The 24,424-nt window shown below is 41.4% G+C and carries 16 protein-coding genes; 8 read left to right on the forward strand and 8 right to left on the reverse strand.

Going from position 1 to position 24,424, the window contains the following annotated elements:
- Window positions 1-29: 29 nt before the first annotated feature.
- The 4 genes from QNN06_RS01060 to QNN06_RS01075 all read right to left on the reverse strand — a co-directional run bounded on the left by QNN06_RS01060 (window position 30) and on the right by QNN06_RS01075 (window position 8,912).
- Window positions 30-941, reverse strand: a complete 912-nt coding sequence (locus QNN06_RS01060) for an EAL domain-containing protein (protein ID WP_284036765.1) — start codon at window positions 939-941, stop codon at window positions 30-32.
- Window positions 942-1,147: 206 nt separating this feature from the next.
- Window positions 1,148-4,273: an efflux RND transporter permease subunit gene (locus QNN06_RS01065; protein WP_284036766.1), complete on the reverse strand. Its 3,126-nt coding sequence runs from the start codon at window positions 4,271-4,273 to the stop codon at window positions 1,148-1,150.
- A gap of 136 nt (window positions 4,274-4,409) precedes the next feature.
- Complete coding sequence (locus QNN06_RS01070; RefSeq protein WP_213120972.1) at window positions 4,410-6,770, reverse strand: alkaline phosphatase family protein; 2,361 nt, start codon at window positions 6,768-6,770, stop codon at window positions 4,410-4,412.
- 237 nt (window positions 6,771-7,007) lie between these two features.
- Complete coding sequence (locus QNN06_RS01075) at window positions 7,008-8,912, reverse strand: PhoX family protein (RefSeq protein WP_213120971.1); 1,905 nt, start codon at window positions 8,910-8,912, stop codon at window positions 7,008-7,010.
- A gap of 394 nt (window positions 8,913-9,306) precedes the next feature.
- On the opposite strand from QNN06_RS01075, the gene QNN06_RS01080 reads away from it, so the two are divergent.
- The gene (locus QNN06_RS01080) at window positions 9,307-11,763 is read left to right on the forward strand and encodes a bifunctional YncE family protein/alkaline phosphatase family protein (RefSeq protein WP_284036767.1); all 2,457 of its coding nucleotides are present in this window, start codon (window positions 9,307-9,309) and stop codon (window positions 11,761-11,763) included.
- 206 nt (window positions 11,764-11,969) lie between these two features.
- Here the strand turns inward: QNN06_RS01080 and pnpS are convergent, their stop codons facing one another.
- From pnpS to QNN06_RS01095, 3 genes are all read right to left on the reverse strand, one after another.
- Window positions 11,970-13,379, reverse strand: coding sequence for a two-component system histidine kinase PnpS (gene pnpS, locus QNN06_RS01085; protein ID WP_284036768.1), 1,410 nt, complete (start codon window positions 13,377-13,379; stop codon window positions 11,970-11,972).
- The gene (locus QNN06_RS01090; RefSeq protein ID WP_213120968.1) at window positions 13,376-14,095 is read right to left on the reverse strand and encodes a response regulator transcription factor; all 720 of its coding nucleotides are present in this window, start codon (window positions 14,093-14,095) and stop codon (window positions 13,376-13,378) included. The genes pnpS and QNN06_RS01090 overlap by 4 nt, the downstream gene beginning before the upstream one ends.
- Window positions 14,096-14,280: 185 nt before the next feature.
- On the reverse strand, window positions 14,281-15,117 hold the full coding sequence (locus QNN06_RS01095; protein WP_217037435.1) for an alpha/beta hydrolase: 837 nt from the start codon (window positions 15,115-15,117) through the stop codon (window positions 14,281-14,283).
- 173 nt (window positions 15,118-15,290) lie between these two features.
- On the opposite strand from QNN06_RS01095, the gene QNN06_RS01100 reads away from it, so the two are divergent.
- Entirely contained in the window at window positions 15,291-15,893 is a 603-nt protein-coding gene (locus QNN06_RS01100; protein WP_284036769.1) for a DedA family protein, read from the forward strand.
- A gap of 1,018 nt (window positions 15,894-16,911) precedes the next feature.
- Here the strand turns inward: QNN06_RS01100 and QNN06_RS01105 are convergent.
- The gene (locus tag QNN06_RS01105; RefSeq protein ID WP_284036770.1) at window positions 16,912-17,466 is read right to left on the reverse strand and encodes a nuclease-related domain-containing protein; all 555 of its coding nucleotides are present in this window, start codon (window positions 17,464-17,466) and stop codon (window positions 16,912-16,914) included.
- 214 nt (window positions 17,467-17,680) lie between these two features.
- On the opposite strand from QNN06_RS01105, the gene QNN06_RS01110 reads away from it, so the two are divergent.
- The 6 genes from QNN06_RS01110 to QNN06_RS01135 all read left to right on the forward strand — a co-directional run bounded on the left by QNN06_RS01110 (window position 17,681) and on the right by QNN06_RS01135 (window position 24,404).
- Complete coding sequence (locus tag QNN06_RS01110; protein ID WP_213120965.1) at window positions 17,681-18,238, forward strand: DJ-1/PfpI family protein; 558 nt, start codon at window positions 17,681-17,683, stop codon at window positions 18,236-18,238.
- 168 nt (window positions 18,239-18,406) lie between these two features.
- Window positions 18,407-19,471 (forward strand): pyruvate dehydrogenase (acetyl-transferring) E1 component subunit alpha, encoded by a 1,065-nt coding sequence (gene pdhA / locus QNN06_RS01115; protein WP_284036771.1) that lies wholly within the window; start codon window positions 18,407-18,409, stop codon window positions 19,469-19,471.
- A complete protein-coding gene (locus QNN06_RS01120; protein WP_217037438.1) occupies window positions 19,471-20,451 on the forward strand; it encodes an alpha-ketoacid dehydrogenase subunit beta in 981 nt (326 codons plus the stop codon). Before pdhA ends, QNN06_RS01120 begins: the two co-directional genes overlap by 1 nt.
- A 29-nt stretch (window positions 20,452-20,480) precedes the next feature.
- Window positions 20,481-21,857 (forward strand): dihydrolipoamide acetyltransferase family protein, encoded by a 1,377-nt coding sequence (locus QNN06_RS01125; protein ID WP_284036772.1) that lies wholly within the window; start codon window positions 20,481-20,483, stop codon window positions 21,855-21,857.
- Window positions 21,858-21,952: 95 nt separating this feature from the next.
- Window positions 21,953-23,350, forward strand: a complete 1,398-nt coding sequence (locus QNN06_RS01130) for an FAD-binding oxidoreductase (RefSeq protein ID WP_284036773.1) — start codon at window positions 21,953-21,955, stop codon at window positions 23,348-23,350.
- A 142-nt stretch (window positions 23,351-23,492) separates the two neighbouring features.
- Window positions 23,493-24,404, forward strand: a complete 912-nt coding sequence (locus QNN06_RS01135) for a class I SAM-dependent methyltransferase (protein ID WP_213120960.1) — start codon at window positions 23,493-23,495, stop codon at window positions 24,402-24,404.
- The last annotated feature ends 20 nt before the right edge of the window (window positions 24,405-24,424 follow it).

Consider the following 24,424-nt stretch of genomic DNA (forward strand, 5'->3'; position numbering starts at 1 on the left):
AAAGCATCCCAACGATGCTTTTTTATGTTTTAGCTGGCTTCACCTTCAGTGGTTGCCTTCTGATGATTTATTGAATACTTAGGAAGAACCCCAGGTTTTACTTCCTCATGTGGTTTACCTAGTGCATAGCCTTGCCCGTAATGTACTCTTTGTTCACGTATAAAATCAAGTTCTTCCATTCTTTCTATTCCTTCGGCGATAATTTCCGTAGAAGATTGTTTTGCGTATTCGATGATTAATTTAACCAAGTGCTGCTGCTCGATATTTTGATCGATATTTTGAATGAGGGATCTATCAAGCTTAATAAATTCAGGCTTTAGATAAATTAATGTTTTAAGACTATTGTAGCCAGAGCCAACATCATCAATGGCGATTCGATATCCTTGGGAACGATAATTGGAAAGGACCTTTTCAAACAGTACAAAATCTGTAACAGCACTTCTCTCTGTTAATTCAAAAACAACCTGGTTTGGTTCAATTCCAAGCTCAGATAAGAGCTGAAGTGTTTCGCCGCTTTGATAATTGGAATCTAATAAAACATTAGGGTGGATATTAATAAATAGTAATGAGGTTCTTTGTCGGACATTCCCTTTTAAGCGATTAATAAAACGTTTAAGAGAAATATTTCTACAAAAACATTCAAATAAAAACACTTGATTCGATTGTCCAACAAATTCATAAAACGTATCGGTGTTTGGAAATAGATTCGTTGCAATAGGACGATTTAAGGCTTCATATCCAACCGTTTCTCCGGACTCTAATTTAAGAATAGGCTGAAAGAATGTATCTAATGCATTATTTTTCATTATTTTTTGTAATTCCTTCAATCTCTTATAATACAACACTTCTTTCTTTAGTCTGTTATTTAAGTGCTTAAAATAAGAATAAAAGATACTACTCCTAAACGTCGTAATTAAATGTCTGTTTTCTTGACTATCCATGTTAAGCGCACCTGCTTTAATATGATGATTATAATTTTAATTTACAAATATTAATCTAATGTAAATTTAACAATGGACTTTTGTTAATTTTTTGATGGACTTTCCATAATTGTAATGAAGGTGTGGTATAGAAGTGAATAAGAAAATAGGCTCGGAATGTACCGAGCCTTGGTGAATCCAATATGTCTGAGATATAGATAATACTTTTAAGCGGTAATTTGAAACTCTTGCTTGGCCTTATTTTTTGTAGCTCTTTTACTTAACCATTCATACATAATCGGAATGATCAACAGGCTGATAAGTGTAGAACTGATCATACCGCCTATTACGACCATACCTAGTGTTTGAGAAACGATTGTGTTCCCGTTGCTTGAAAAGGCTAAAGGGAGCAGGGTCAGGATGGTTGTTCCTGCAGTCATTAACACTGGTCTGACCCTTGAAGAGGTGCCGACCAGAATGGCCTGTTTTGCCTCCATCCCTTCCGCTAAATTCCGTTCAATTTTATCAACCAGGACTATTCCATTGGTGACCACGATTCCTGCCAGCATTAATATTCCAATCATTGCTGCGAGATTCCATTCCATTCCGAATAGAACCATGCTCCACACGGAACCTATCAATGCCAATGGAATGCAAATAAGAACTGATGCTGGAGCATGCCAGCCTCGGAAAACAGCACTGATAATCATAAGGACCAGTACAAGAGAGAGGGCAAGAGCGAGACTCATCTCTAATACCATCTGCTTCACTTGTTGAGAAATCCCTCCAATTGAATACTCAACACCTGAGGGAAGATCTAATCCGTTCATGGTTTCTTTTACTTGCTGGGTTACCTTTCCAATGTCCTTTGTAATAATATTACCTGTAACGGCGGCAAAAGGACGGCCATCCTGCTCACTTATAACAGTTTGCATGCTTGTCTCCAACGTCGTTATTTCCGCAAGCGACACCATTGACCCATCCTTGGCTGTAAACATTTCATGCCCCATTTTGGATAATATTGTTTTTTCAGGTTCAGGGTCAGTTGCTGTTAGGTTATGTTTAAAGCCATCAGCATGAATAGCTATGGGAGTTTCTATATTACCTGATAAAATCTTCAGGCTGTCGTCTTGGGGCAGGTAACCATTAATACGTTTAAGAACTTCATCAACATCTAGTCCCAAGCTTTGAATTTTTTCCTGATTAAGTGAAAGATAATGTTTTATTGGTGCATCCGCATCATTCGCTGCTCCTTCTACACTTAATCCTGGAATCATCTGCAGTTTGCTTTTAACCAAAATAGCAGCTGCTGCGAGTCCCTGTTGGTCTCCGCCAGTTAAAATAACTTTTAGCCTGGAATCATCTCCTGCTATATTTTGGTTGGAAACCGTATAGACCGCAGTAGTTGAAAGTCTCCCGAGCTGCTGACGCAATTCCTTAACGAAAGAATCAATGTCGGATTGGTCTTTAATCCCAACAGATACATTGGCGATATTTTGTTTTTGCATCCAGCCGCCGCCTTCATCAAAGACATCATCAAACATTGGGGTAAAGTTCGATCCAAGAGTCGATGAAAATGTGTCCACTTCATGGTTATTCTTTAAGATCGTTTCAATATTTTTCACTTCGGCATCGACATCTGACAGCTGTGCTCCTTCAGGGAGTTCAATTTGAATGGCAACATCCTTTGACGGCCCTCTTGGAAAAAAGTTGACCGGAAGAAATGTGGCCGCTAAGATTGTAATGGCAAAAAGGAAGACGGTAAGTGTTGCAATCAATTTTTTCTTCAAGAAAACCCACTGGAGGATTTTTTGAGCGCTTGTCTCCATATCCATTGGCTTTGTTATAAGCGGTTTTTTCCATAATAAATAGGCTAGTGCAGGCACGACTATAATTGAAACTGCAAGAGAGGTCACAAGGGAAATCACCACCGACCAGGCAAATCCGGAAAATGCGGAACTAATTATCCCGCCAATGATTGAAATAGGTAAAAACACAGCAACCGTAGTGGCTGTCGAGGAAACAATCGCAGGAACCATTTCGACAACACCCTTTGCCAATCCCTGAACCGCCATATGGCCGTTGTTTGTTTCCAACTGCTTTCTGTACATATTATCGATTACAACAATAGAATCATCGACCACACGGCCCATCGCGACGATTAATCCGGAAATGGTTAAGATATTCAAGCTGACATCCATGGCCTTCAGGATTGCAGTAGTGGTAAGAAGGCAGATTGGCAATGATAAGGAAATGATCAAGGTTGAACGGGCATTCCTGAAAAATAATAATACACAGATGACAGAGAACAAAATCCCCAATAGTCCTTCTTTAATTAACCCTTTTAATGAAGTGTTTATTTCTTGTCCCTGATCCAAAAAGATTGAAAGGTCTACGGCATCTGACTTGACTTCGGGTATGGCTTGAATCCGTTCGTTAATTCGTGCTGTTACATCCGTAACATTGGAAGAAGGCGTTTTTAAGACATCCAACAGAACGCTGGGTTGGCCTGCACTCCTTGAAACCGTTTGTAAATTAATGATACTGCTCTCAATGTTGGCTACTTCTTGTAAACTTACATCTACTCCGCCTTTAACCGGGATTTTTATTTTTTGCAGGTCAGTTTGATTTAAGGTCCAGCCTGTAATACGGATTGGCATGGTAATTTGTCCATCTGGACCACCCTGTTCTTTAATGGTTCCCTGTGGCCAAATGGGGTGGATAGATGTAAGTGCAGATTGAATATCTTTTGGTGTTAACCCGTATTTGTGGAGTGCATCTTCTTTTAATGTCAATAGGTATCCGGCATTCCCGGCACCCGTGACACGCACTTCCCTAACTCCTGGAACCCGTTTGATTTCATTTGCCACCTTTTCTTGAAGGGTTGTACGCAAAAGATTTTCATCGATATTTTCAGTTCCGCTTGTCAAACTTATTCTCATTACGGGAAAGGAGTTCGTACTGACCCTTGTTATCAAAGGTTCTTTTACATCGTTAGGAAATTTGACCTTTTCAACGGAAGCTTTTACTTCCTCTTCGGCCTTTTCCATATCCGTATGATTGGGAAAGTAAAGGCTTGCCATTAAACCGCCGTCAAACGAATTGGTTTCCAAATAATCCAGTTTATCAACCGAGCGGACAGCCTCCTCAACCTTTGCTGTAATCATTTGTTTGACTTGATCAGCTTGATAGTTGTCTGCTTGTATTGTGACCATAAGGGCCGTGTTATTAATAGGAGGGAGGTAGTCACGCTGCATCTGAAAGGCAGAAATGGCTCCCCATGCGATAATTAACACAACGCAGGTCAAAATCAAAATGGACCGTTTCATGGTCCCTTCAATAAATCGAATCATGTTAGAAATCCTTTCTTGTATATGAATAAATTGCATGCTTGAAAAGAAAAGGGAGGCCGACCAAAGGGGCAGGCCTCCCTGAAAAAATTGTATAAACATTTTCAATAGATTACTTTTAGTGTCTGAAACTTATAAGTTAATTAGCATTTTTTTTCTCTCCTGGATAAGGTTTATCACCTTTTGCGGATTTCCAAAGAATCTTGTTCAATTTTTCTGAGTCGGCATGATCTACTCCTGAAAAGTCTAGTTCTGCGGATTCTTTCGCCATCGGTGCATTTTGCCCATTTTTACGATCAAGCGGATAGGTTGGTTCTTCTACTTTAAATGACTCGAAATTAGGTTTATGTGTAAATGTGTTGATCATTGGAACTGCAGAGGCATCAAATTGTGTCATCGGCTTCATGCCCAAAATCATTTCCATTGTCCGTAGCATGGAGGTGGTATCATACAATGTGCTGTCTACAGTGCGTGTTTGTGTATAAGGGCTGATAACAAGAGATGTTGTGCGGTGAGCATCAACAGAATCCCAGCCATTTTGAGCATCATCTTCTGTGACAAAGATGGCGGTGTCTTTCCAATATGGCGAGTGACTTACCATATCGACAAGCTTACCAAGTGCATAATCGTTTTCCGCTACCATCGCTTGAGGGGTTAATTCTCCAACCTTTGTTCCGAGTGTATGGTCGTTTGGAAGACGAACAATTTGAAGTTGTGGAAGATTCCCGTTATCGACGAATTGCTTAAATTCATCTGCCCACGCATCAAAGCGGGTAAGATCTGATATTTTTAAATTGTAAGAAGGGTAGTCTGGATCAAAGTTATTACCCATGCTCGCTTCGGCAGCCACATATTTACCTGTTTTACTATCATAATTGACGAACTCTCCATAGCTTCTGAAAGATACACCCGAGCGAAGCGCATTCGTCCATAGGAATCCGGCTTTTGGATAGGCTGCTTCATTGCCGCCTTCAAAGTCATAAGCACGGTTACGTCCGGAATAGTTAGCCAGCCAGTTTTTCTCGACATAATCATTTGATTGTGCAGCTGTAGACCAGTTATGTCCTTGGGCGCTGATTTCTGCATTTGCATAGAAATTATCCAATAAGACGAATTGGTCCGCCAGCTTATGAATATTCGGTGTAATATCTTTTCCGAAGATGGTTAAGCTCGGGTCGCCATTTCCTTTTTCCATATCACCAAATACCTGGTCATAGGTGCGATTTTCTTTAATGACATAAATGACATGTTTAATTGGTGATTCTTGGCCCTCGAAGCGTGGGATAGGAAATTTTTCGCTTGCACTATATCCTGTTGGTTTAGCTATTTCATTATTTTTTTCGACTTGTTTTGTATATTTTTTCAGCTGCTTGTCATCCGGAATGTCGATAAAGGACATGGTTCCTTTGATCATACTCCCGATGTACTGGCCGTCCCGGTTAGAACCTGCTCCAAGCCCCTTGGCATTTAGCACCATGAGCTGGCCATCATGTAAATAGATTCCGCTTGGGTACCATGCAGTCGGAATTAACCCTTTCACTTCTCCTTTTTCCAAATCAATGACCGCCACGTCGTTATTTCCTCCATTGGAAACAAACAAAGTCTTGCCATCATTGCTTAGGGTAAGGGCATTTGGCTGGCTTCCCATTGGAGCATTTTTATAAGGGCTAAGCGATATCGTTTGGATTTCTTTTTGTTGTACTGGGTCAATGACGGAAACGGAATCACTGTCGGAATTGGTTACATAGATCATGCCATTCACGGAGTTCTCAACAATCGCATTTGGATGAAGGCCTGTTGGAATGGTATTTTTGATTTCGAGTGTTTCTGGGTCAACAACACTGATGCTGCTTTCTCCCCAGTTGCTGACATATAGTGATTTTCCATCGTTACTTAAAATAGCTGCGTAAGGATGCTTCCCAACACCAATTGTTTTTACGATTTGATTGGTGGCAAGATCTACTTTTGAAACGGAATGGTTTAAATTATTTGCAATAAAGAGGAACTTTCCATCCTTAGAAACGGAAATACCAGCAGGATAGAAGTTTGTTTTGCTGCTGTTTTGTAGCATGATTGGAGATTGTTCTGTTAATGTTCCATTATCAAAACCATAAACGCGAATTTTGTTATTGCCTCCGGCTGAAGCATAAACTGTTTTTCCATCTGGACTAAATGCAACCCCAAAATAAAGTGCTTCCGGAGATTTGTAAGGAATGGTCTGTATGACTTCTTGAGTTTGAACATCTACGACTTGAAGAGATTGTTCACCTTGTCCATCGTTGGAAACAATCAGATACCGATGATCCGGACTTAGCGCGCCACCCATCGGGAAATCGCCAAGCGTTACTTGTTTACCCGAAGGGGTAACAATCCATCCATGTGGAGTAACAGCCGTTCCATTTTCTTGGGGTCCAACCAATTGGGTGTAGCCGGCATAGGCAGATGTTGATCCAAGAATCAAAGTAGCCAGAGAAGCCGCCAGAATTTTCTTCTTTTTCATAAAACCCTCTCCCTTTTAATCAGTAATCTATTACATCATTAATCCTACTCCGTTTTTGTAAACTGGGAATTAAATAGAATTAAAAAGTATATAAATATAAATGGTAAAATTTGATTATTGACTCTACTAAATAGTAGTTTTGTCGTGTGTTTTTATCTAACTATGTAAAAAAACCCGGGAATCAATAGATTACCGGGTTTAAACCTTAGAAAATTCCTTACTATTTATAAATCTTAATCATTTTTTCAAATCTTCTAGTGAAGGCAGTCCGGAAATATAACCTATTCCACCAGTACGATTAATACCGATTTCTTTTTCCATTGCCTTTATTAGTTCCACTTTATCCACGGCAGAAATGTTCTTCGTATCTAATTCATCACCAGGATGTTGGAAATTGCTCATAATATAAGAGTGTCCTTTTAGATTATCTGCTGCAAATAAACCAGTTGATTCAGCCCCTGCTGGTACTGATAAAACTCTTGATAATTCCTTTGTATCAACATTATAGGCCCATACGAAGTTATTGGTATGCATTCCGCTGTCTTCACCAATGAACAATGTTCTTAATGCTTCGGAATAGCTTAAATTATCAGTATTGGCTACTGAATTCACATCTGCTGTATTTCCAAATGCATCTGCAGATGGCATGTCCTTCCCGGCAATAAGCCCAGACATTTTAGCCGCTACATACTCACTGTTTATCTTTTGGCCTTGACTGTCTTTTTGTCCAGCTGTTAAATCCAATTGATACGTAACACCAGATTTAATTTTTGGAAGATGGATATCATCGACTGGATCCGTGGAGCTTGCTTCCATACCTTTGCTTTGGTCGGAAATCGCAATGTATACTTTCTTGTCCTTTTCGTTTAGGGTTACGCCTTCCATTTTGTTAAATTCAGCTGTAGCTCCAAGCATTGCTGCATAACGGCGGGACTCTAAAAACGCTGCCGCTTTTTCCATACCAGGCTTCAATTTCAAGTATTCCGTTTTTCCGTAGGAATATTGCTTAACAGCTTTAAAGCCTTCCTTTGGCACGTCTGATGTTTCGAAGATATCACTGAACTTAACACCGCTGTCAATAATGGCTTTGACTTCCTTGTCCGTTGAATGGCCAAGATTAATCCATTCCAAATCACCTGCTCCGCCATTTTCTGTACCGGTTTGGTGGAATTTCGCTGCATAGAGTGTACCAGCAGATAAATCCTTCGCTTTATCTGCTACATACATAAACAACGTCGTATAGGATCCGTCATCTCCGAAGAAGGCAGTACGCTTATCAGGCATCATCTTCATTACTTCGTGCGAGAAACGTCCAGCACTGTAATGTTTTTCGACCGATGTAGAACCATCCTTGTTTACAGTAATTTCAGGAATGAATCCATAGAAATATGGATTTGCTTTTGAAGCATCCCCGAAATAAAGCTTTGCAAAGCTTTCTACTTGAGTTCTGGAAGAGGATGTTGAATCCAATTCAAAACTGCGGGCATCCGGCTCATATTCCTCAGAACCTAAATGGGTATTCCAAGGTGAAAGGGAACCGTTACAAGGAATCCATAGACCATTTACGCTTGAAAAATCAATCTTCTTTACCTGTTTCTGTGTTAGCTCACCGGTCTTATTATTTTGGTCAAGAGTTGTCAGGGACATAGATGCAGGAACAATTCCATATGCGGATTTGCCAGCAGCATCGATCGTTTGGTATTCATAATGAGTTACCATGTATTGTTTCCCGGCAATTGGCTTTAATAAACTATTGGAATCAGGAGCATCGGATACATAGTACGTTGGATTCCCTTCTACACTAGTATCCATGATTGGATTTCCGTTTACATCAATCGGAGTACCAGCAGGAATCAGCTCGCCTTTATTGATAGCCACTTTATCTTCAGATTTAAATAGTTTCTGATAAGTAAGCGGGAAGTTCTTTACTTCACCATTGCTATATTTTACATCTACTGATGCTTCTGTGTACGTTTTTACCATTTTATCAATAGTAGTAGGTGCTGGCATTCCGTTAAACTTAACAGAATCAATTTTTACTTGATTATTAGATGCAGCTGCCGCTGGAGTTAAGGCAGGAATTGTTAATGATAGAGCGAGGGCAATGGTCGTGCCTTTTTTGCCAATACGGAAATTTTTCATTATGATCCTCCTCAAAGATTCATTACTTTTTTCGTACATACCTATTAAACAGGAAAAATATTAAGGCAGTGTATATCTTTTGTTAAGAGAAATTAAAGAATTTGTAAATGCAAAAAACTCCAAACTATTTAACTGTTTTAGTGCTAATTTTATAAAACTTTTTTCCTGAAATTATCTACTAATGACAAAAAACAGTGTGGTTTTACCTATTAAGATGGCATCATTTTTGTTGGGAATTAAGCAGCGTGGTAAAGATTGATGAAATATTTCATGCCATTTGGTATTGATTGACATAAATTCCTTACAATATATTTAGTTTTCTATGGATTCAACTTAATAATTCAGGTTTATGCTTCTTTAAGTAAGAAAAAATTCTATAAAAGTGGGGATCTGGATGGAAAAGTTGAAAGGGAAACGTAAAAAAATCATTGCAGGAGCTGCGCTTGCATCCTTGCTATTCGGTTCAAGCGTATCGGCGGCGTATACTTGGTTCGCTGGTCCTCAGGAGGACGGTACAGCTGTTACGACCAATGGCTGGCACCTGACGCCTGCCGGAAAACAAGTGAATTTAGGGAATTTTCCGATTGGCGGAGCATTGTCTCCAGATGGAAAATACATCGTGGTCTCGAACGCCGGAATCGGGACACAATCATTGCAAGTTGTAGATACTGAAAAGAAAGAAGTTATACAGACCATATCTTATGATTGGCCTGAAGCCTTGTATATTGGTGTTGTCTTTAGCCCCGATGGGAAAAAAATGTACGCCTCCGCGGGCGGAAATAACAAAATTCGTGTTTTTGATTTTGCTGATAGCAAGCTTACTGAACAATCTCCGATTCAGATGAAGGACCAAAACCAAACGGATTTTTACCCAGCGGGAATTTCTATTTCACCTGATGGTAAACTTCTATATGTTGCAAATAATATGAATCATTCAGTATCTCGTATCAATCTAACCACCAATCAAATTGAAGGCACTTCTGTTGTTGGAAAAAGTCCATATGCAGCTTTTGTCAGCAGCGACGGAAACACTTTGTATGTCAGTAATTGGGGAGAGAGCAGCGTGACGGTCCTAAATGCAACGGATTTAAGCGTGAAAAAGACCATACCAGTAGGACTGCACCCAAATGCTATCGCAGAAAACCCGGTGGACGGATCCATTTATGTTGCCAATTCTGATAGTGACGAAATATCGGTAATTGATTCAAAGCGGCTGGAGGTAAAAGATACTGTTTCGCTCGCTCCATACCGTGGGGCACCTACTGGGACACAGCCAGATGCTTTAACTGTAAGTGAGGACGGGAAAACACTTTATGTGGCAAACACGCTGAACAACAACATAGCTGTTATCGATCTTGGGAATGGCACCGGCAAAATGAAGGCAAAGGTTAAAGGACTTATCCCAACTGGATGGTATCCGACAGGTGTTTACCTTGGCAAGAATGATAATCAGCTGATGGTTCATAATGCCAAAGGACTTGGAGCAGGACCAAACGGAGACTCCCATGAATGGCTTGGAAACATGATTAAAGGTACTATGTCATTTATTGATGTGCCTGACCAAGAACAGTTAAAAAAATATACCAAACAAACCAATGATAATAACCAGGTCAAAGAAGCAGAAGCCAATAGCTGGTGGAAAGACGCAGAAGGCAAAAAAGACTTCCCTATTCCCCGCTATCCTGGTAAAGGCAAATCACCTATTAAGCATGTGATATATGTAATTAAAGAAAATCAAACCTATGACCATGTTTTTGGAGATTTAGGTAAAGGAAATGGGGATCCCAGCCTGGCTCTGTATGGAAAGGAAGTAACACCGAACCATCATAAGCTTGCCAATCAGTTTGTTACGTTAGACAATTTTTATGCAGACGCTGAAGTGAGTGCAGATGGCCACAACTGGACAACAGCTGGTAAGGCGAATGATTATGTACAAAAGAACTGGCTTGCTAATTACTCCGGAAGAAACCGCGATTATGATTTTGATGGCGGCGGAGGAGGAAGTATTCTCGACGATGCTCCTTACACAAGATCTAAAGAGGGATATATTTGGGATATAGCAATGAAAGCCGGCCTAACCTTCCGTAATTACGGAGAATTCGCCTACAATTATGATCCAACAACGAAAACCTATTTGCCTAATAATCCAGGTACAACCAATTTTGGCGGCAATTACGATCCCTATTACCCAAGTTGGGATTTAAACATCTCGGACGTGACAAGATACAAAGAATGGGAAAAGGAATTTAGAGAATTTGAAAAGAATGGAAACCTTCCGCAATTAGAAGTGGTTTATTTACCAAACGACCATACAGGCGGTTCAAAGTGGGGTCCAGAGCAGATGGTTGCGCAAAATGATTACGCACTAGGTAAACTTGTAGAAACAGTAAGTCATTCAAAGTATTGGAAAGACACGGCTATTTTTGTAGTAGAGGATGACGCTCAGGGCGGCATAGACCATGTAGATGCCCATAGAAGCGTAGCGTTAGCCATCAGCCCTTACACGCAAATAGGCAAAGTGGATAGTACGTTCTATGATACACCTGCAATGCTGCGGACAATGGAGCTCATCTTGGGCTTGCAGCCAATGACTCAATTTGAGGCGGCAGCAATTCCGATGTTTAACTCCTTTACCGATCGGCCTAACTTTACAACTTATAACATGGAGCGAACAAAATACTGGACCGAAGAAGGTGACACTCAGTCTAGTCAGCAGCCTAAACCTGCGTCAAGCTCTCTATACCCTGCAGATATGGATTTCTCCAAACCGGACTCTGTAGACCGTAAGAAACTGAACGATGAAAACTGGAAGATTATCAAAGGTCACTATCCGAAGGAAAAGAATAAATAATAGAATTAAGTATTTTTCTTAGGAATCATTGTTAATTGAAAAAGGAGCTGACTTTGTGAGTAAAATTCTACTATTCTACTTATGGAGTCAGCCCCTTTTTTAACTAGCTGAGCTCAGAAAAAAACAGTTCGATTATATGAACTGTTTTTTTTTCTGAGTTAATATATCCTTACTATTAAACGCTCAAAAAAGTATAGATTCCCCATTTATTTTTTAAGTTCAATAATAAATTCGCTTCCTTCGCCAGGAGCACTTATTACACTGATTTGACCATGATGGGCTTCAATTAAATGTTTAACGATGGCCAAGCCAAGACCTGTGCCGCCGGAGTTTCTGCTTCTGGCACGGTCAACGCGGTAAAACCGCTCGAAAATACGTGGGATTTCTTCTTTTTTAATTCCTATGCCTGTATCTTTAACATGAACACGGACAGTTTCACCTTGCTCGAGAAGGATAACCCCTACATTCCCATTGCTTGGTGTATAAGTAATGGCATTGCCAATTAAATTGATAAACACTTGCTTTAGCCGATCTACATCCCCATGTATTTGCACGTGTTCCTCTGGACAAAGAAGCTCGAGGCTAATGTTCTTTTCCTCAGCCTTCCCTTGGAGGAGTGTAATAACATCTTCAAGCAATTTAAATAAATCGATTTTCTGTATGTTTAACTTGAAGCCTTGCTGTTCTATTTTTGAAAGATCCAAAAGGTCTTGTATGAGTGATTGGAGCCGTTCACTTTCTTTTAAAATAATGGACAGGAAGGATTCTAACGTCTCTTGATTGTTCATCGCACCGTCCAACAGAGTTTCAGTAAAACCTTTAATCGATGTAATCGGGGTTTTTAATTCATGTGAAACATTTGCCACAAAATCCTTTCGCATTTGCTCGAGCTTTTTAATTTCTGTAATATCGTGAAAGACGAGCAAAACACCTTTCCAAACATGATTTGTTCCAATAATCGGCACGCCGTATACAACAAAATATCTTCTTTCAATTAATAATGGAATGAGTAATTGTTTACTTACCTTTTGTTCTAGCCGAAAAACTTCAGTCACTAAATCACGAATTTCTTCCTGATCGATGACTTCGTAATACAGCTTATTTAAATAATCGGCTTGGCTTACTTGAAAAATATCAATAAATCCTTTATTTATTAAATTGATGTATCCCTTGCTATCAATTAGGACCAAACCCGCTCCCATATTTTCAATCAATACTTTTAGCTGCTCCTGTTGCATTTCTTGGGATTTAGCCAGTTCCTGAAGGTTTTGGGCCAGCCTATTAAGGGATTTACCTAACATTCCAGTTTTGTCCAGCCCATTTACGTTTGTTCTTGCCCGGTAATTTCCTTTGGCGAGTTCAATAGCGACATCTGTTGCTTCAACAACTGGTTTTGTAAACTTAGAAGTAATTCTTATTCCAAGAAAAATGATGACCACTACGGCAATGACAAGGAATAAGGCAATGCCCCATATGATTTTCATTTTTAGGCCATCGCTCATTGATTCTATATAGAAGCTTTTAAGCAGCTCACCAAGCAATATTCCTAAACCCACTAATACGAAGCTGATTAGGGTGATTAATGCCATTACTAACCTTGTCCTAAATATGGTCATTCGTCTTTATGCTCCTCAAGTTTATAGCCCAGTCCACGTAACGTTTTAATATAAACTGGCCGCTTTGTATCTTCCTCTATTTTTTCTCGTAAATGCGAGATGTTTACATCGACAATTCTAGTATCCCCTACAAAGTCATAATTCCAAACAGCACTGAGCAGCTGTTCGCGGGTTAACACTCGACCCTTATTTTGGGCTAGAAATAGAAGCAATTCAAATTCCTTTAATGTTAAATATAGCGGTTTTTTCTGAAGGTAGGCTTCATATCGTTCAGGATGGATGACTAGATTACCTATTACTATTTCCTGTTGCTCATCATTAGTCTTTTCGGAAGATTGTTCCGCTTGGGCTTGGATTCTTCTTAAGATTGCTTTTACTCTGGCAATTACTTCTCGCGGGCTGAATGGCTTTATCATATAATCGTCGGCGCCAAGCTCAAGACCTAATATGGTATCGAATACATCATCTTTAGCTGTTAACATGATAATAGGAGTCTTGATGTTTTCCAGACGAAGCTGTTTGCATACTTCCATTCCATCTAATTTTGGAAGCATTACATCTAAAACGATAATATCCGGTGACTCCTGTTCTGCTAACAGTTTTCCTTCTTCACCATCCATCGCTGTTATAACTTCAAAACCAGCCTGCTCCAAATTATATTGAAGAAGCGTCACAATAGACTGTTCATCATCTACAACAAGTACTTTAGTTTTCATAATACACCCCCATTCAAGAATACATACAAATTGTTAACCCTTTATTAGGGGAATGTAAATCTAAAGTAAAGACAATGTAAATAATTGAGACGTGGGGACGGTTCTTCTGCCTCAATATCAAAAAGTGAGTAAATAACAATAAAGAAAAAGGTAAGCCTCAGCTTACCATTTATCCAAAAGCGCTCTTACATTGAGTTATAAGTCTTCAGAAAATCCTCCACTGCTTTAGTCAAACTCATCGCTTCAGCCGAGTTATTATTTGAACCAAGCAGCTTGGTGATCTCCCGATGTGTTAATGAATGAGTTACAAATATATCTGCTGTATTGCCAGTTTTTTTTGTCTCTTCAATAAAATTAAAAACACTATTTCTGTTTTGGGTAACCAACAACATGGGCGGCAGGTGTTGATTAGCTGCATTAGCAGCAGGGGATGCCGCCATCCATGCTTGACGATCATGGCCAAAAACCTCTTTGTATTGCTCATTTTTAGGGAGAAACTTCACTAAGTCGATTGGTCCATCCAGATTTACTATGGATTGTACCGAGTTTGCTGGTATCCCCGCATGTTGCAAATAGCTTTGGTCCGTACCGATGAGCATGACCAAATGTCCGCCTGCAGAATGCCCCATTAAATTAATCCGCTTTTTGTCAATATGATATTGGTCAGTACGGTCGTAAACCCATTTCACCGCGGTAGAAATATCATTCGCCATGTCATTGTACGTTGCATTAGGGTGGAGCCGGTAATTTACGGATATGAATACATACCCTCTGTTTGTGTAAAAAGAGGGCTTATCCGATACATTAGATTTATCACCTCGCATCCAGCCTCCGCCATGAACATAAATGATAACAGGGTGATTTATGCTCTCTTTACCACTTGGTGCATAAATGTCTAATGTTTGCTTCACATCTGTCCCATAATGAATGTTCATATGTTTCAATTCTTGCCCATTGATAGATTGAGTAAAGGACATTGTTATAACCAAAGTAACGGACAATAGAAATAGTCTGAAAAGCATTGGCTTCATCTCTTTCTTCTTTTTAAAAAATAGATTGCCCTAATTATTGGTAAAACTATTCAAGGGTTTATTTAGTTCATATGAGAGATAAACGGAATTGCTAAATGCATGATTTGTGCGGTTTAATATCAATATAAAGAATGTTGAATTGTTTTAAATAGGCGGGGATAAGAGTGGTGCAGCATATAGATTATCTGCTTATGCATTATGGATATTTTGGTATCATTATTGCTTTAATCGGCGGCATTATTGGATTGCCGATACCTGATGAGGTGCTTTTGACCTATGTCGGTTATAATGTCTTCCAAGGGAAGATGGCGTTCCTAACCTCATTGGTTTGTGCTTTTATAGGGGCTGCTGGCGGTATTTCCCTTAGCTACTTAATTGGATATAAATTCGGGTTACCTCTGCTGTTAAAGTATGGCCCGAAAATTCACATTACCGAGGCAAAAATCAATCGAACCAGAAGGCTTTTTGAAAAATTTGGCCCGCCACTTTTAGTGGTCGGTTATTTTATCCCTGGAATCCGCCACCTAGCAGCCTACGTGGCCGCCATAAACAAATATCCATTTAAAAAGTTTATCGTTTTTGCCTATAGCGGTGCGCTATTGTGGACCTTTACATTCATTACATTAGGGAAAAAACTTGGGCAGGACTGGATCTTGGTTGAGAGATATTTATCTAAATACAGTATTTACATTATTTTGTTGGCACTCATCCTATTCGGCGGTTTTTATTTTTATTGGCGGCGAAAGGGAATGGTCGGAAAGGTGTAAAGCAGGGTTACTTACACTCTTTTATTTTGGAAATATAAAAAGTGGCCGTATAGAGAGATTATACATACCCGAACCCAAGTAAAAAACAAGAACAAGGTCACGTAGGGAAGTTCTACGTGCCTGAAACCCAGTAAAAAGTGAGCATGAGGTAACGTAGAGGGGTTCTACGTGCCCGAACCCAAGTAAAAAACAAGAACAGGGTCACGTAGGGAGGTTCTACGTGCCCAAACCCAAGTAAAAAACGAGAACAAGGTCACGTAGGGAGGTTCTACGTGCCCGGACCCAAGTAAAAAACGAGAACAAGGTTACGTAGGGAAGTTCTACGTGCCCGGACCCAAGTAAAAAACGAGAACAAGGTCACGTAGGAAAGTTCTACGTGCCCGGACCCAAGTAAAAAACGAGAACAAGGTCACGTAGGGAGGTTCTACGTGCCCGGACCCAAGTAAAAAACGAGAACAAGGTTACGTAGGGAAGTTCTACGTGCCCGGACCCAAGTAAAAAACGAGAACAAGGTTACGTAGGGAGGTTCTACGTGCCCGGATCCAAGTAAAAAACGAGAACAAGGTTACGTAGGAAAGTTCTACGTGCCCGGACCCAAGTAAAAAACGAGAACAAGGTTACGTAGGGAAGTTCTACCTGCCAGGACCCAAGAAAGAAAAACTAGAACAAGGTTTTATAAGCTTTCTATAATAAACGAAGCCGAGTAAATAGAAAGAATGGGCTCCGATTAATGATTTATTATTTATTTACTCGAAATAGTACCATCTACCATACCCAATCGTTCTAAAATACTTTTTTAATACCTGTCTAATAATCTTTTTAGAAACGGCTCCTCCACACCACTCATAAATAACAGTAGTTGTAATTTTCCTCTTTGGAAAAAGTAGCTTAAACTCCTCCACACAACGCAAAATCCCAAATTCAATCAACACTTGGTGGCCGCAATTATGGCACACCAACTTTCCGTCTACAACCAAAATCGAAAAAGATTGGCATTTATCACAAATCATATCCTTTTTTAATTGTTCATACGAATAAGCAGGCACCATTTCATAAGGGGACTCAATAAGGAATTTAATTGCGATGGAAAGATGATTGGGTAATTTCGAGGTACTTGATATAAGGTAAATTCGGGATTTATATGGACAAGGTGAGATACAACGTTACACTTGTAGCCGAGGCTATGGAGTAATTGGCGAAAATAGGATTCGCATCTCTCTAACTGGAGCAGTGGATTCTTTCGCTCCTCCCCATTGATGGAAAAGAATTTCCCGCCTTCATAATAGTAATCGCCTTCAAAGTTTTTTACATCATAAAGATTAATGGTTTCTTTAAAAATAATTGTCGTATCAATTTGGAAATAGGTGTTATTAAATTTGAAAAGCAAATCGTTTAAAACAAGTCCTTCACACCTGAGCTGTTCAGTTACCAGTTGGTCAAACATCACTTCTCCATCATAGCCCTTTTGTTTATTCTCATAATACCTCCTTTCTTGTTCAGTTAAATTTCCTCGTGCATTCAACAACCTCATAATTTTCAAAAAATCTGGCTCAACTCGGGGCTTATATGCCATAGTCAACGTCCTTTCTTTTCTCAAAAATCCACCTCAAGTTTACTAAAGATTTTCATCTTGGCATTAGTTTATTCTTGAACAATTTGTTAATTTTCTATCAAATCTTCGAGTGTCCAACTTCTCAAAAAAATAAAATTGGAAGGAAATAGAATTCGGGATTCAGAATATATAAATAAAGGGCAATGGCCCTATTTTTAGAGAGGAGGAATTTTCAATGTCAAAAAAGGTACTGATTTTAGCAGGGGACGCTGTAGAAGCGCTGGAGGTCTATTACCCATATTTTCGCTGCTTGGAAGAAGGGTTTGAGGTGCAAATCGCAGCCCCTTCGAAAAAGAAGCTGCAGACAGTCGTTCATGATTTTATCGGCTGGGATACTTATACGGAAAGCAAAGGATACTTAATCGAAGCCCAAACTGCTTTTGAGGATGTAAATCCTGAGGAATTCGACGGGCTGATTATTCCAGGAGGAAGGGCACCGGAATATATCCGCTTAAATGAGAATGTGCCGGGAATCGTTGCCCATTTCTTTGAGGCAAACAAACCAGTTGGTGCCATTTGCCATGCTAGTCTCGTTCTAACAACTGTACGCCAGTATATGGAAGGCCGCGAGTTAACTGCCTATATTGCCTGCAAACCAGATGTGGAAGCGGCAGGAGCGACTTATATTGAAAACCATCTCCATGTTCAAGGAAATCTCGTTTCCGGCCATGCCTGGCCAGACCTGCCTGGCTTTATGAGGGAATTTATTAAACAATTAAACCAAAATAAATAACAATTTAGGCAGGAGCGCAGCAATGCTTCTGCTTTTTTAAAATAAGTGTATTTTCTGAACCTTCGAACAACTGTATTGACAAAAACATAGATGGCATATATGCTAGTCGCAAGTATGGACAAATACCAGCAGGTGGAATTAGGGAGATTTTTAAAAGGAGGGACTTATATGTGGATTGAACCGAATGAATTGCCAGTCAACAAGGTTCAGTATTTGGATGAAAACGGAAAGCTGACAAACGGGGCGCCTGAGGTAAGTGATGACGAGTTAATTGCAATGTACAAATGGATGGTTCAAGCAAGAGTATTTGACCAAAGAGCCTTAAAGTTTCAGAGGCAGGGGAGAATTGGTACATATGCACCATTAAGCGGGCAAGAGGCAGCACAAGTTGGCAGCGCTTTCGCACTTGAGAGGCAGGATTGGATTTATCCAAGCTATCGGGAAGGGGCGGCGCTTTTTGTTCACGGGTTCCCGATGAAAAACTTTTTCCTTTATACGATGGGGCATTTAAAGGGAACTGATGCCGAAGGAGCCAATGTTTTTCCGGTGCAAATTATCATCGGTGCGCAGTGCCTTCATGCTGTAGGCGGGGCATGGGCAGGTAAATACCAAGGTGAAAACAGTGTCAGTGTGACCTATATCGGTGACGGCGGTACCTCCGAAGGTGATTTCCACGAGGCCCTCAACTTTGCCGGTGTTTACAAGCTTCCGATGGTCTTCTTCGTTCAGAATAACCAGTGGGCCATCAGTGTTCCGAGATCAAAACAAACGGCGAGCGGGACAATCGCGCAGAAGGCAGTTGCCTATGGAATCACTGGGATTCAGGTGGATGGCAATGACGTTCTCGCGGTTTACACGACAATGAAGCATGCGTTAGAGAGGGCGCGCAGCGGACAGCCTGTATTAGTTGAAGCTGTTACATACAGACAGGGCCCGCATACCACCGCGGATGACCCGACAAAATACCGAAATAAAAGCGATGTAGATGAGTGGCTCGCCAAGGATCCGCTCAAGCGAATAAAGGCGTTTTTACTTGAAAAAGGAATCTGGAATGAAGAGCTGGATCATAGAGAATTTGAATTAGCCGAACAAAAGGTCACAGAGGCTTTTGAAATGGCTGCAAATACTCCAAAAAGCAAAGTGGAAGATATATTTGAAATCGTTTATGAAAAAAAGACCAGCCAGCTTACTGAGCAGCAGCAATCTGTTTCATCAGAGGGGGTTTTGAAATAATGACCGCAATGACAATGATAGAGGCAATTAATTTTACCTTAAAGAAGGAAATGGAAAGAGACCAGAGAGTCATTTGCTTGGGTGAGGATATTGGAAAAAACGGCGGTGTGTTCCGGGCAACTGACGGTCTGCAGGCTATCTTTGGAGAAGATCGGGTAGTAGATACGCCAATTGCGGAATCGGCTATCGTTGGTACGGCAGTCGGCATGGCAGCAAGGGGCCTTCGGCCGGTGGCGGAAATCCAATTCTTTGGGTTTATTTATGAAGCGATGGATCAAATGGCATCGCAGGCAGCGAGACTCCGCTTTAGGTCTGGCGGGGTGCTGGGTGCGCCAATGGTCGTCCGTGCACCATATGGCGGGGGAGTCAAAACGCCGGAGCTGCATTCTGATAGTTTAGAAGGTTTATTTTTGCATTCACCGGGGCTGAAAGTGGTAATGCCAAGTTCCCCTTATGATGCCAAGGGGCTGTTAACCGCGGCCATCCGCGATAATGACCCAGTTTTATTTTTGGAGCCGATGAAGCTATACCGCGCCTTTAAACAGGAGGTGCCGGAAGAGGATTACTTGATTGAGATTGGCAAAGCCAAGGTTGTAAAAGAAGGCGAAGACCTAACGGTAATTACGTGGGGACAGACGGTACCGCTCGTAAGCAAGGTAGTTGAACAGTGGGAGCAGGAGCAGCCTATTTCGATTGAGATTATTGACCTGCGGACGGTGTCACCGATTGACGAGGATACCATCATTGCTTCCGTGCAAAAAACAGGACGAGCCATGATTGTTCATGAGGCGGTAAAAACCGGGGGACCGGGTGCTGAAATTTCCGCGATGATTAACGAAAAAGCGTTGTTCCATCTGTCGGCGCCAATTGTCCGGGTTACGAGCTTTGACACGCCTTATCCGGTGCCATCAGTGGAAGAAGACTGGCTTCCAAATGCAGACAGAATCAGCCAAGGGATTAGAGAGGTATTAGCACATTAATTTTTCAAAAATGGGAGTGGCATAAAAATATGGCTTATGAATTCCGTCTTCCTGATATTGGCGAAGGCTTACACGAAGCAGAGATTTTGACATGGTTTAAGGCGGCCGGTGACTATGTAAAAGAAAATGAGAACATCGTAGAGGTGCAAACCGATAAGGCTGTGGTGGAAATTTCGTCACCAGTCGGGGGAGTAGTACAATCCTTCGGCGCGGAAGTCGGCGAGGTTGTGAAGGTCGGCGAAGTTTTATTCACGGTTCTAGAGGACGTAAAGGCTGGAGCGGGAGTGCTGGTGTCAGCTGGTAAAACTTCCGGACAACATGAATCCATCCAGCAAGGCTCAAACGGGATCAATACATTACAACGAGAATCCACACAATTTGAACACACGAAACAAGTCTCCACACAAACCAATTCATTTACTCAACATAATTTACAACAAAATTCAGTAGGTATTTTACCAAAGAAACGCGTTATCGCAGCACCGTCTGTCAGAAAGCTGGCAAGGGAACTTGGTATCGATATTACCGAGGTTGTGTCAACAGGAAAAGGCGGAAAAGTGACGGAAAAGGACGTCAGGAACTTCAAGACACTCGCAGAGAAAGAGGCAGCGGCGACTGTTGCGACATTTGAGTTGCAGGAGGCAGCGGCAGTATCTGCGCCGTTTAAGTCTCCGTCAGAACGAGAAACAGCAGCGAGACTTGAAGAGGAAGTAAGGGAGCCAATCCGTGGCTTAAGGAAAAAAATCTACCAAAACATGAAAATATCAAAATCCACAGCTATCCACTGCAGCGGAATGGACGAGGTCGTTGTCACTAAGCTTGTTGACTTCAAGAAACAGCTGGAGCCGCATGCAGAAAGAGCTGGAGTCAAGCTTACATATCTTCCGTTTTTTGTGAAGGCCGCAGCTAAGGCACTAAGCCGGTATCCTATCTTTAACGCAACGGTAAACGATGAGAAGCTAGAAATTATCTACAAGAAAAACATTCATATTGGGGTTGCCGTGGCCACGGATGACGGCTTGCTCGTCCCGGTCATCAAACATGCTGACCAAAAGACGATTTTGGAAATAGCAGCGGAGCTTCAAGATCTATCAAAGCGGGCGAGAGAAAGAAAATTAAAACCGAATGAGCTTTCGGGCAGTACATTTACAATTTCGAGTACAGGCGGAAATGGCGGCTGGTTTGCCACTCCAATCATCAACTATCCAGAAGTCGCCATATTGGGCGTTCACAGCATCAAGAAAAAACCAATCGTCCAGGACGACCAAATCGTCATCGGTCAAGTCATGGGCATGTCCATCACCTTCGACCACCGCGTCATCGACGGGGCCCCTGCCAACGCCTTCATGGAAGAAATCGGCACCCTCATCGGAAACCCGGAACTATTCATCTTGGAAGGACGATAATTTGATAGGGTGAAATAATATGGTGTCAGGCACCGCGCGCGGACATTTGTCCGCGATGGGTAGACAGTTTGTGAATTTGTGAGGGGGGCGAGGTTGTGTGGCTGTATGATGAGTTGTTAAGGATTGTTGGGGATGCTGAGCGGGTTAGTGTGAATGGGGCGGTATTGGAGCAGCATAGTAAGGGGATTTCTTATCACTCGCCGCGGATGCCTGATGTGGTGGTTTTCCCGGCTACTAAGGAAGAGGTCAGCCGTATCATGCGGTTTGCTAATGAAAATAAGGTTGCGGTTGTCCCGTTTGGGGCGGGATCGAGCCTTGAGGGGCATATCATCCCTTTAAATGGCGGCATTAGTCTTGATTTTACGTTGATGAATGAAATTATCTCCGTTCGCCCTGATGATTTTATTGCCACGGTTCAGCCGGGGGTTACGAGAAATCAGCTAAACCAAGCGTTGAAAAAGTATGGACTCTTCTTTCCGGTCGACCCGGGAGCAGATGCGACAATAGGCGGCATGACGGCTACCAACGCGAGCGGGACGAATACAGTTAAGTATGGAGTAATGCGGGACCAGGTTCTCGGACTGGAGCTAGTCTTGGCAGACGGTTCCTCCATTCGCACTGGAGGATATTCGTATAAGTCATCAGCAGGATACAACTTAACCGGTTTATTTGTCGGCTCGGAAGGTACCCTAGGAGTATTTACAGAAATTATCCTGAAACTGCAAGGCATCCCTGAGACGACCATTGATATCAAAGCAACATTCCCATCGATTGAAGCAGCGGGAATAGCGGCCACTGTGCTTCTAAAAGCCGGCCTGCCGATCGGGAAGATTGAACTCGTTGATCAAAAAACAATCCAAGCCGTTAATGCCTTTAAAAACACATCTTATCGGGAGGAACCAACGCTGTTTATGGAATTTAGCGGAAGTGAACCGGAAGTCATGAACAGCCTCGAAATCGTCCAAGAAATTATCAAGGATGAGCAATGTGCCACCTTTGAATTCGAAAATGATTCCATTAAAAGAGCACAGCTTTGGGAGGCGCGCCACCAGGCTGCCCTGGCCATCATCGCAGCGAATCCTGGTAAGGGGCATATGGTAACGGATGTATGCGTACCGTTATCAGAGCTTTCCGATGCCTTACAACATACTAGAAAAATAGTTGACCAGTATGGAATTGATGCGGTCATTTTCGGCCATGTCGGCGACGGGAATTACCATGCCGTCTTTTCGGTGGACACGCAGGATGAAGGGCGCATGAAACAGGTCGATGAGGTTCATACGCAAATCGTTCAGTATGCCCTGTCCAAAGGGGGAACCTGTACAGGTGAGCACGGAATTGGCCTCGGCAAGAAGAAATTCCTTCAAGAGGAACACGGGGACACTCTTTTTATTATGAAGGGAATAAAAACAATGGTTGACCCTAACAATATTTTAAATCCAGGGAAGATTTTCGACGATGTACCTTTGTCAGCTCCATTTGAATTTAAATAAAATACACATTGACAAATAAAAATATTTGTGTTATAATAAAAAATTATGATATTGACGAGTAATGCCGGATGCCTTACTATTAACTCCTAGCGGATTTTTCGCTGGGAGTTTTTTCTTTTTTTAAAAAGAAGGGGGAATTGATTTGGAAAAAACAAAAGAAAGTTTGACTGCGTTAGTAAGCTGCTTTGCCAGAGGCTATCATGCATCTACATCGAGTCGTCCAATTTTTCAAGACAATATGGCTAATGCTCTTTTGCTTGAGGAGGAAAAGCAATTGATTGGCGCCAATTGGGCCAACGCCATTGCCTTCTTTGATCCGGGAACAAAATTGACTGCCTTTGAGGAAAAATTAGCCTGGGTCATGAATAATCAGACGGTTCCGCAATTGGTCAGCAGGGCAAGATATGCAGAGGATGCGCTAATGGCAGCTATTGAACGTGGTGTCCGGCAATATGTGATTTTAGGTGCCGGATTTGATACCTTTTCGTTAAGGCAGTTGGATATACCCGAAGATTTCACTATCTATGAAGTCGACCATCCCGCAACTCAAGCTTTTAAACAAAATCGGCTTCAAGAACTAGGCATGGACCTGCCAGCCAACGTAAAATTTGTCCCCGTAGATTTTAAACACAATTCACTTCAAAACGAACTCAAAAAATACGGTTATGATCCGCAAAAGTTAAGCTTTTTTAGTTTGCTTGGTGTGGTGATGTACCTCGAGAAAAAAGGCTTTTTTCAACTTTTGTCGACCATTTCGGCGATGTCTATTAATGGAACTTCTTTCGTATTCGATTACCTAGATGATGCTGCGTTTGACGACCGGTTTGCCTCCAAAAGATTGATTCAGATGCGGCAAATTACTGCGCAAACGGGAGAACCAATGAAAACAGGCTTTGACCCGTTGGAACTAGACCTGGAACTGCAGAATTGTAACATGCTCGTGTATGAAAACCTGGCTCCTGCTAATATCGAAGATTTATATTTTTCCAACAGAGAAGATGGTCTCCACGCTTTTGATCATTTTCACTTCGCTCATCTGGCCGTGCATAAATAACTGGCGGCAAATTAATATTT

Source organism: Neobacillus sp. 114, from assembly GCF_030127045.1.
GTDB classification, from domain to species: domain Bacteria; phylum Bacillota; class Bacilli; order Bacillales; family Cytobacillaceae; genus Neobacillus; species Neobacillus rhizophilus.